The sequence below is a fragment of the Pseudomonas sp. NPDC087336 genome (assembly GCF_044744285.1).
In the GTDB taxonomy this organism is placed as follows: Bacteria; Pseudomonadota; Gammaproteobacteria; order Pseudomonadales; family Pseudomonadaceae; genus Aquipseudomonas.
On the sequence record NZ_JBIUYA010000020.1, the window covers coordinates 112,160 to 121,220 of the forward strand.

Consider the following 9,061-nt stretch of genomic DNA (forward strand, 5'->3'; position numbering starts at 1 on the left):
TGTTTATAGGGGGTGTACTGGTCGAAAATGAGGCAACTGTACCTGTCTGCGCCGTTATGGTGCAGTTTTGCTGATTTGAGTGAAGTGTGTAGAAGAATTCGGTAGGAAAAGACCGGTACAGCAGTACAGTTTTTGTCTCGATTTGGCTTGGTAACAGCAAGCTGACGAAACTGTGTTTGCGTCAGCTGCCATCTGTATCAATCAAACCGCGATCATTCTTCCGGTTTCTTCCAGGTTCATGTGCCAGCTCAGGGCATCACGCAGGATATGCGGGGTGTGTCCGCCAATTGCGCAGGCTTTCGTAAAGTAGTCGTTCAGCGCCTGGCGATAATCCGGGTGTACGCAATTGTCGATGATCACGCGAGCGCGCTCCCGAGGTGCCAGGCCGCGCAGGTCTGCCAGGCCGACTTCGGTGACGAGGATGTCGACATCGTGTTCCGTGTGGTCAACGTGGCTGACCATCGGCACCACGCTGGAAATCGCCCCGCCCTTGGCGATCGACTTGGTCACGAAGATAGCCAGGTGCGCGTTGCGCGCGAAGTCGCCCGAGCCGCCAATGCCGTTCATCATGCGCGTGCCGCAGACATGGGTGGAGTTGACGTTGCCATAGATATCGAATTCAAGGGCGGTGTTGATGCCAATGATGCCGAGGCGACGGACCACTTCCGGGTGGTTGGAGATTTCCTGCGGGCGCAGGACCAGTTTGTCCTTGTAGCGCTCCAGGTTGCCGAATACGTCAGCGTTGCGCCGGCTCGACAAGGTGATCGAGCTACCCGAGGCAAAACTCAGCTTGCCGGCGTCGATCAGGTCGAATGTCGAATCCTGAAGCACCTCGGAGTACATGGTCAGGTCTTTGAATGGCGAGTCGATCAGGCCGCACATCACCGAGTTGGCGATGGTGCCGATACCGGCCTGCAGCGGGCCGAGCTTGTTGGTCATGCGTCCCGCGTCGACTTCTTGCTTGAAGAAGTCGATCAGGTGATCGGCGATGGCCTGGGTGTCCACGTCCGGTGGCAGTACGGTAGACGGCGAGTCGGACTGGTTGGTGACCACGATCGCGACGATCTTTTCCGGTGGAATCGGGATGGCGGTGCTGCCAATGCGATCATCGACCTTGACCAGGGGAATCGGCGTGCGGGTCGGACGATAGGTCGGGATATAGATGTCGTGCAGGCCCTCGAGGTTGGGGTTGTGCGCCAGGTTGATCTCGACGATCACGTGCTTGGCGAAAATCGCGAAGCTGGCCGAGTTGCCCACGGAAGTGGTCGGTACGATATGGCCTTGCTCGGTAATGGCCACGGCTTCGATCACCGCGATGTCCGGCAGCTTCAGTTGCTGGTTGCGCAGTTGCTCGACGGTCTCCGAAAGGTGCTGGTCGATGAACATCACATCGCCAGCGTTGATCGCCTTGCGTAAGGTGCTGTCCACCTGGAAGGGCATGCGGCGCGACAATACGCCGGCCTCGGTGAGCTGTTTGTCGAGGTCGTTGCCCAGGCTGGCGCCAGTCATCAGGCTGATCTTCAGCGGGGTGACCTTGGCCCGTTCGGCCAGTGCGTGGGGTACGGCCTTGGCTTCGCCGGCGCGGGTGAAGCCGCTCATGCCGACGGTCATGCCGTCCTCAATCAGAGCGGCAGCCTCGGCGGCGCTCATCACTTTATCCAACAACGAAGGCAGGCGAATACGGTCACGGTACATGGATTGTTATCTCGGGCAACGGGTAGCAGGACGTGCAGTCTAGTGAATTTCACGGCGCTGTGTCCCGCTACCAAGGTCGCAATCGAGGCGTCTATTCCGGCGCTTTCAGACAAAACACCGTTACCGTTTCGGTAATAACGTGGTGGTTTGTCCGGCAATTTGCGCAAACAAAAACGCCCCGACGAGTCGGGGCGTTGTGGTACTGCGAAACGGTCTTACTCGACGGCTTTAACCATGTCTTCGATGACTTTCTTGGCGTCGCCGAAGACCATCATGGTTTTGTCCAGGTAGAACAGTTCGTTGTCCAGACCGGCGTAGCCGCTGGCCATCGAGCGCTTGTTGACGATGATGGTCTTGGCCTTGAACGCTTCGAGGATCGGCATGCCGGCAATTGGCGATTTCGGATCGTTCTTCGCGGCCGGGTTGACCACGTCGTTGGCGCCCAGCACCAGCACCACGTCGGCCTGGCCGAACTCGGAGTTGATGTCGTCCATCTCGAACACCTGGTCGTAAGGCACTTCGGCCTCGGCCAGCAGTACGTTCATGTGGCCAGGCATCCGACCGGCAACCGGGTGGATCGCGTACTTCACGGTCACGCCGCGATGGGTCAGCTTCTCGGTCAGTTCCTTCAGCGCATGTTGCGCCCGTGCTACCGCCAGGCCGTAGCCCGGAACGATAATCACGGTGTCGGCGTTGGTCAGCAGGAAGGTCGCATCGTCAGCCGAACCGGATTTCACCGGACGCGCTTCTTTCGAGCCTGCAGGGCCTGCGTCCGCCGTGTTGCCGAAGCCGCCGAGCAGTACGTTGAAGAACGAGCGGTTCATCGCCTTGCACATGATGTACGAGAGGATCGCACCGGACGAACCCACCAGCGAACCGGCAATGATCAGCATCGAGTTGTTCAGCGAGAAGCCGATACCCGCTGCTGCCCAGCCGGAGTAGCTGTTGAGCATGGACACCACGACCGGCATGTCGGCACCGCCAATCGGGATGATGATCAGCACGCCGAGCACGAAGGCCAGCGCCAGCATCACGCCGAATGCGGTGTAGTCGCCGGTGAGCATGAAAGTCACGCCCAGTGCCAGTGTGGCCAGGCCCAGCAGCAGGTTCAGCTTGTGCTGACCGCCGAACTGTACCGGTGCCCCCTGGAACAGGCGGAACTTGTACTTGCCCGCCAGTTTGCCGAAGGCAATGACCGAGCCGGAGAAGGTGATCGCACCGATGGCTGCGCCGAGGAACAGCTCCAGGCGGTTACCGGCCGGAATCGCATCGCCGAGGTTCTGGACGATACCCAGCGACTGCGGCTCGACCACGGCGGCCACGGCGATGAACACCGCTGCCAGGCCGATCATGCTGTGCATGAAGGCGACCAGTTCGGGCATCTTGGTCATTTCAACACGCTTGGCCATGATCGTACCGACAGTGCCGCCGATCAACAGGCCGACGATCACGTAGACGATACCGTCGTGGGCCAGTTCGGCACCCAGCTTGTAGATCAGACCGACCGTGGTGAGGATCGCCAGGCCCATGCCGAGCATGCCGAACAGGTTGCCGCGACGCGACGTGGTTGGGTGCGAAAGTCCCTTGAGCGCCTGGATGAAGCAGACCGAGGCGATCAAATACAGGGAAGTAACCAGATTCATGCTCATGCTTGCTGCACCTCAGCCTTGATTGCTTCGGCCTTGGCTGCCGGAGCTTTTGCTGGCGCCGCTTTCTTCTTGAACATTTCCAGCATGCGCCGGGTCACCAGGAAGCCACCAAACACGTTGACCGCGGCCAGGGCCACGGCCAGGGTGCCCATGGTCTTGCCCAGTGGGGTTACGGTGAGGGCGGCCGCGAGCATGGCGCCGACGATGACGATGGCCGAGATCGCGTTGGTCACGGCCATCAGCGGTGTGTGCAGAGCAGGGGTCACGTTCCAGACCACGTGGTAGCCGACATAGATGGCCAGCACGAAGATGATCAGGTTGTAGATACCGTGAGAGATCAGCATGTCTTCCATTGTTTTTATCCTCAGCCGTTCTTGCGCACGATCTGGCCGTCGCGGCACATCAGGCACGCGGCGACGATATCGTCTTCAAGGTTGATCACCAGTTGTCCTTCTTTATCGAACAACAGTTTCATGAAGTCCAGCAGGTTGCGGGCATACAGTGCCGAGGCATCGGCACCGACCGCGGCCGCCAGGTTGGTCGGGCCAACGATGGTAACGCCGTTTTCGACAACCACCTGATCGGCCACGGTCAGCGGGCAGTTGCCGCCCTGTGCCGCCGCCAGGTCGATGACCACCGAACCCGGTTTCATCTGGGCCACGGTCTCCGCGCTGAGCAGCGTCGGCGCCTTGCGACCCGGAATCAGTGCCGTGGTGATGACGATGTCAGCCTGCTTGGCGCGTTCGTGCACGGCCACGGCCTGGCGCTGCATCCAGCTGGCCGGCATTGGGCGTGCGTAACCGCCGACACCGACGGCGCATTCACGCTCTTCATCGGTCTCGTAGGGCACGTCGACGAACTTGGCACCCAGGGATTCGATCTGCTCCTTCACCGCAGGCCGCACGTCAGACGCTTCGATCACCGCACCCAGGCGCTTGGCCGTAGCGATGGCCTGCAGCCCGGCAACACCGGCGCCGAGAATCAGCACCCGCGCCGCTTTCACGGTGCCCGCGGCGGTCATCAGCATCGGCATGAAGCGCGGATAGTGATGAGCGGCCAACAACACGGCTTTATAGCCGGCAATGTTGGCTTGCGAGGACAGTACATCGAGGCTCTGTGCGCGGGAGGTGCGAGGGGCGGCCTCCAGGGCGAAGGCGGTAATGCCGCACTCGGCCATCTTGGCGATGGTTTCGTTGTTGAACGGATTGAGCATCCCCACCACAACGGTGCCGCTCTTTATCAGCGCAAGCTCGCTGTCGCTGGGGGCGACCACCTTCAAAATCAGCTCTGCACCAAACGCCTCACTGGCGCTGCCAATGACCGCGCCCGCGGCTACATAGGCACTGTCGACAACGCTGGCATTGACGCCGGCGCCGCTTTGTACAGTGACCTTGTGACCCTGGCCGATCAGCTTCTTGATGGTTTCGGGGGTTGCAGCAACCCGTGTTTCACCGGTCTGGGTTTCGAGAGGAACACCAATGTGCACGTCAAATCTCCTGCGTGATCTTATTGAGTAAACCCATGCACTACGGATGGTGCGGCTGGGGCGGCCGATCAGCACGACCCCGCCAAATTAAGGCAGGGCGCGGCATTTTGCAGGCGAACTTTGTGCCCTTCAAGGGATTATGACGGGTGACGGAAAATTAACTACAAGTCACCCCGTGACCGAATGTCGCAACCAAACGGATCAATCCCTTGTAAGTCGTGCCTTTCAGGCACTTTGGCGCAATTCAAACAATTTTCGCATCGGCCATATGAATGATGCGCCATTGTGCTGAAATAGTGGCGCAAAGCCGCGTAGACAGGCGCTTGTGGCACGTTTGTACTGCTTCGCCGTACAGTTTTAGTCTATGCGACAATTACTTATATCTGTAGGGTTTTTGTTTTTCTGACTACGAGGTCAAATAAGTGCTCAAAGCCTTTATCCTTCTAGGCTGTAGCCATGGGCCTGATTTACCAGCCAGTCACGAAAAGCCCTTAAAGACGCCGATTCGACCTTTCTCTCCGGAATCATCAGGTAATAGGCCTTGATGCTGGAGAGCGCCTGTGGGTTGGCGATCACCAGGCGCGCCTCGGCCAATTCGCGCTGAATCAGGAAGGGCGGGATCAGCGCAATCCCCATATCGTGCATCGCCGCCTGGGCCAGCATGGAGAATAGCTCGTAACGCGGCCCTGTCATGTCCCGGGGGACGTTCAGGTGTTGAGAGTCGAACCATTGGCGCCAGGCGTAGGGGCGAGTGGTTTGTTGCAGCAGGGGCATGTCAGCGATTTCAGAGGGGGTCAGGGCATCCTTGTTGCCCAACAGGTTGGGGCTGCACACGGGCATCGGATTTTCACCCATCAGCCTGTGGGATTCAGTACCCGGCCAATCGGCATCACCGAAGTAGATCGCCGCGTCGAAATCGGTGTCGGCAAACAGGAACGGCCGCGTGCGGTTGGTCAGATTGACCGTCACTTCCGGGTGTTTCTGTTGAAAGTCCTTGAGCCTGGGCAGCAGCCACTGGGTACCAAAGGTCGGAACCACGGCCAGTTCTATGACGTTGGCTCCCTGCTGGCCCATCACCGACAAGGTGTCGCGCTCAACCGCATCGAGTTGAGTGGCCACCCGGCGACTGTAGGAAAGTCCCGCCTCCGTCAGCTTGACCCCGCGACGGGAGCGTCGGAACAGTTCCACGCCGAGGAACTCCTCGAGGCTGGCGATCTGTCGACAAATGGCTCCTTGGGTCAGCGAAAGCTCCTGGGCTGCTTTAGTGAAGCTTTCGTGACGGGCGGCCGCCTCGAAGCTGATCAAGGCCGTTGTGCTGGGTATTTTCCTGCGCATGTACGTCAATCTCACTAATGCATCGCATTGAATAGGTTCTGCGACGTTTCGGAGTGATAAATTAGCACAACAGTATGCGAAATCCTCGTTTGCCCAGACGTCGAAGCCGGCCTAGGATCACTGCACGTTATTTGACCTGTTTCGAGAGGACACACTCATGGCCGGTAAAGCTAGCTTCAACTGGATCGATCCCCTGCTGCTGGATCAACAGCTCACCGAAGAAGAGCGCATGATCCGCGACACCGCTGCGCAGTTCGCTCAGCAAAGTCTGGCGCCGCGCGTGCTCGAAGCTTTCCGCCATGAAAAGACCGATCCGGCGATCTTCCGTGAAATGGGCGAAGTGGGCCTGTTGGGAGCAACCATTCCCGAGCAGTACGGTGGCAGCGGCCTGAACTACGTCAGCTACGGTTTGATTGCGCGTGAAGTCGAGCGTGTCGACTCCGGCTACCGCTCGATGATGAGCGTACAGTCCTCGTTGGTAATGGTGCCGATCAATGAGTTCGGTACTGAAGCCCAGAAACAGAAATACCTGCCAAAACTGGCGTCGGGCGAGTGGATCGGATGCTTCGGCCTGACCGAGCCTAACCATGGTTCCGATCCGGGTGCGATGATCACTCGTGCACGAAAAGTGGAAGGCGGCTACAGCCTGACCGGCAGCAAGATGTGGATCACCAACAGCCCGATCGCCGATGTGTTCGTGGTCTGGGGCAAGGACGATGCCGGCGACATCCGTGGCTTCGTTCTGGAAAAGGGCTGGAAAGGCCTGAGCGCCCCGGCGATTCACGGCAAGGTTGGTCTGCGGGCTTCGATCACCGGTGAGATCGTCATGGACAACGTGTTCGTTCCGGAAGAAAACATCTTCCCAGACGTCCGTGGTCTGAAAGGTCCCTTCACCTGCTTGAACTCGGCCCGTTACGGCATTTCCTGGGGCGCACTGGGTGCTGCGGAGTTCTGCTGGCACACCGCTCGTCAATACACCCTGGATCGTCAGCAGTTCGGTCGCCCGTTGGCCGCTACCCAGTTGATCCAAAAGAAGCTGGCCGACATGCAGACCGAAATCACCTTGGCGCTGCAAGGCTGCCTGCGTCTGGGTCGCATGAAGGACGAAGGCACTGCGGCGGTTGAAATTACTTCGATGATGAAGCGCAACTCCTGCGGCAAGTCCCTGGATATCGCCCGTATGGCCCGTGACATGCTGGGCGGCAACGGTATCTCGGATGAATTCGGGGTGGCTCGTCACCTGGTCAACCTGGAAGTGGTGAATACCTATGAAGGTACGCACGACGTCCATGCGCTGATCCTCGGTCGCGCGCAGACCGGCATCCAGGCGTTCTATTAATAGGAGAACGCCATGGGCGCGCTTTCGCATCTACGGGTACTGGATTTATCGCGGGTGCTGGCCGGGCCATGGTCCGGGCAGATCCTCGCCGACCTTGGCGCCGAAGTGATCAAGGTCGAGCGTCCGGGCAATGGCGATGACACGCGCGCCTGGGGCCCGCCGTTCCTCAAGGACGCCTATGGCGAGAACACCAGCGAGGCCGCCTATTACTTGTCGGCCAACCGTAACAAGCAATCGGTCACCATCGACTTCACGCGCCCGGAGGGACAGAAGCTGGTGCGTGAGCTCGCGGCCAAGTCGGACATCCTGATCGAGAATTTCAAGGTCGGCGGCCTGGCGGCCTACGGTCTGGACTATGAGTCGCTGAAGGCGATCAATCCTGATCTGATCTATTGCTCGATTACCGGGTTTGGACAAACCGGTCCCTACGCCAAGCGTGCGGGCTATGACTTCATGATCCAGGGTCTTGGTGGCCTGATGAGTCTGACGGGGCGACCTGAAGGCGAAGAAGGGGCGGGGCCGGTCAAGGTTGGCGTGGCGCTGACGGATATCCTCACCGGGCTCTATTCCACGGTGGCCATCCTGGCCGCGCTTGCGCATCGAGACCACGATGGTGGTGGGCAGCATATCGATATGGCATTGCTGGATGTTCAGGTCGCGTGTCTGGCCAACCAGGCAATGAACTACCTGACAACGGGCAATGCGCCAAAGCGCCTGGGCAATGCTCACCCGAACATCGTGCCTTATCAGGATTTTCCTACGGCAGATGGCGATTTCATCCTGACTGTCGGGAACGACGGGCAGTTCCGCAAGTTTGCCGAAGTGGCGGGGCAGCCTCAGTGGGCAGACGATCCGCGTTTTGCGACCAACAAGTTGCGGGTGGCAAACCGTGCCGTGCTGATCCCCCTGATTCGTCAGGCGACGGTGTTCAAGACTACCGCCGAATGGGTAGCTCAGTTGGAGCAGGCCGGTGTGCCGTGCGGCCCCATCAATGACCTGGCGCAGATGTTTGAAGATCCCCAGGTCAAGGCGCGCGGGTTGGCCATTGAGTTGCCTCACGCGCTGGCTGGCAGGGTGCCACAGGTGGCCAGCCCTATACGGCTGTCCGAGACGCCGGTGGAGTATCGGTATGCACCGCCTTTGCTGGGCGAGCATACGCTGGAGGTTTTGCAGCGGGTGCTGGGTCTGGACGCTGGCGCCGTGTCTGCACTCAAGACTTCGGGCGTCCTCTGATAGAGCTCTTCTATATAGAGGAGCGTTTGTCTCCTCTATATAGGGCTCAATCGGGGCGTTTTGGCGTTTTCTGTAAGTTATTGATAGAAAACCAAAATCAACGCTTGACGGCAGATTCTGGAAGCCTATAATTCGCCCTACTTCCGGCGCAGTCGAAACGGAAAACTCCTTGGTAAACAATGAGTTACGCAGTTTTCGGCGACAGGTTGCTTCAGTTCATCGAAGCTAAAAGGAAGTTGAAAAAGAGGTGTTGACAGCAGCGTGTAACGCTGTAGAATTCGCCTCCCGCTGACGAGAGATCTGAAGCGCAAGTGGTTGAAGTTG

7 protein-coding genes are annotated in these 9,061 nt (G+C 59.1%); 2 read left to right on the forward strand and 5 right to left on the reverse strand.

Annotation, left to right across the window (positions count from 1 at the left end; translation table 11 throughout):
* Nucleotides 1-201: 201 nt before the first annotated feature.
* The 5 genes from ACIO0C_RS20390 to ACIO0C_RS20410 form a co-directional block, all read right to left on the reverse strand.
* Nucleotides 202-1,695 carry an acetyl-CoA hydrolase/transferase family protein gene (locus ACIO0C_RS20390; RefSeq protein ID WP_401314828.1) on the reverse strand — a complete coding sequence of 498 codons (1,494 nt, stop codon included), beginning with the start codon at nt 1,693-1,695 and terminating at the stop codon, nt 202-204.
* A gap of 215 nt (nt 1,696-1,910) precedes the next feature.
* On the reverse strand, nt 1,911-3,344 hold the full coding sequence (locus tag ACIO0C_RS20395; RefSeq protein WP_401314829.1) for an NAD(P)(+) transhydrogenase (Re/Si-specific) subunit beta: 1,434 nt from the start codon (nt 3,342-3,344) through the stop codon (nt 1,911-1,913).
* Nucleotides 3,341-3,697, reverse strand: a complete 357-nt coding sequence (locus ACIO0C_RS20400; protein ID WP_008064823.1) for an NAD(P) transhydrogenase subunit alpha — start codon at nt 3,695-3,697, stop codon at nt 3,341-3,343. Before ACIO0C_RS20400 ends, ACIO0C_RS20395 begins: the two co-directional genes overlap by 4 nt.
* Before the next feature lie 11 nt (nt 3,698-3,708).
* Nucleotides 3,709-4,830: a Re/Si-specific NAD(P)(+) transhydrogenase subunit alpha gene (locus tag ACIO0C_RS20405; protein WP_008064829.1), complete on the reverse strand. Its 1,122-nt coding sequence runs from the start codon at nt 4,828-4,830 to the stop codon at nt 3,709-3,711.
* Nucleotides 4,831-5,265: 435 nt separating this feature from the next.
* Nucleotides 5,266-6,165, reverse strand: a complete 900-nt coding sequence (locus ACIO0C_RS20410) for a LysR family transcriptional regulator (protein ID WP_401314830.1) — start codon at nt 6,163-6,165, stop codon at nt 5,266-5,268.
* A gap of 157 nt (nt 6,166-6,322) precedes the next feature.
* Here ACIO0C_RS20410 and ACIO0C_RS20415 point away from each other — a divergent pair, with 157 nt between their 5' ends.
* Both ACIO0C_RS20415 and ACIO0C_RS20420 read left to right on the forward strand, forming a co-directional pair.
* Nucleotides 6,323-7,504 (forward strand): acyl-CoA dehydrogenase, encoded by a 1,182-nt coding sequence (locus tag ACIO0C_RS20415; protein ID WP_008064832.1) that lies wholly within the window; start codon nt 6,323-6,325, stop codon nt 7,502-7,504.
* 12 nt (nt 7,505-7,516) lie between these two features.
* The gene (locus ACIO0C_RS20420; protein ID WP_401314831.1) at nt 7,517-8,737 is read left to right on the forward strand and encodes a CaiB/BaiF CoA transferase family protein; all 1,221 of its coding nucleotides are present in this window, start codon (nt 7,517-7,519) and stop codon (nt 8,735-8,737) included.
* Nucleotides 8,738-9,061: the final 324 nt, after the last annotated feature.

What these genes read in the sequence shown, in the direction of transcription:
- ACIO0C_RS20420 (WP_401314831.1), top strand. Translation starts at nt 7,517, where the DNA reads ATGGGCGCGCTTTCGCATCTACGGGTACTGGATTTATCGCGGGTGCTG.
- ACIO0C_RS20395 (WP_401314829.1), bottom strand. Translation starts at nt 3,344, where the DNA reads ATGAGCATGAATCTGGTTACTTCCCTGTATTTGATCGCCTCGGTCTGC.
- ACIO0C_RS20390 (WP_401314828.1), bottom strand. Translation starts at nt 1,695, where the DNA reads ATGTACCGTGACCGTATTCGCCTGCCTTCGTTGTTGGATAAAGTGATG.
- ACIO0C_RS20410 (WP_401314830.1), bottom strand. Translation starts at nt 6,165, where the DNA reads ATGCGCAGGAAAATACCCAGCACAACGGCCTTGATCAGCTTCGAGGCG.
- ACIO0C_RS20415 (WP_008064832.1), top strand. Translation starts at nt 6,323, where the DNA reads ATGGCCGGTAAAGCTAGCTTCAACTGGATCGATCCCCTGCTGCTGGAT.
- ACIO0C_RS20400 (WP_008064823.1), bottom strand. Translation starts at nt 3,697, where the DNA reads ATGGAAGACATGCTGATCTCTCACGGTATCTACAACCTGATCATCTTC.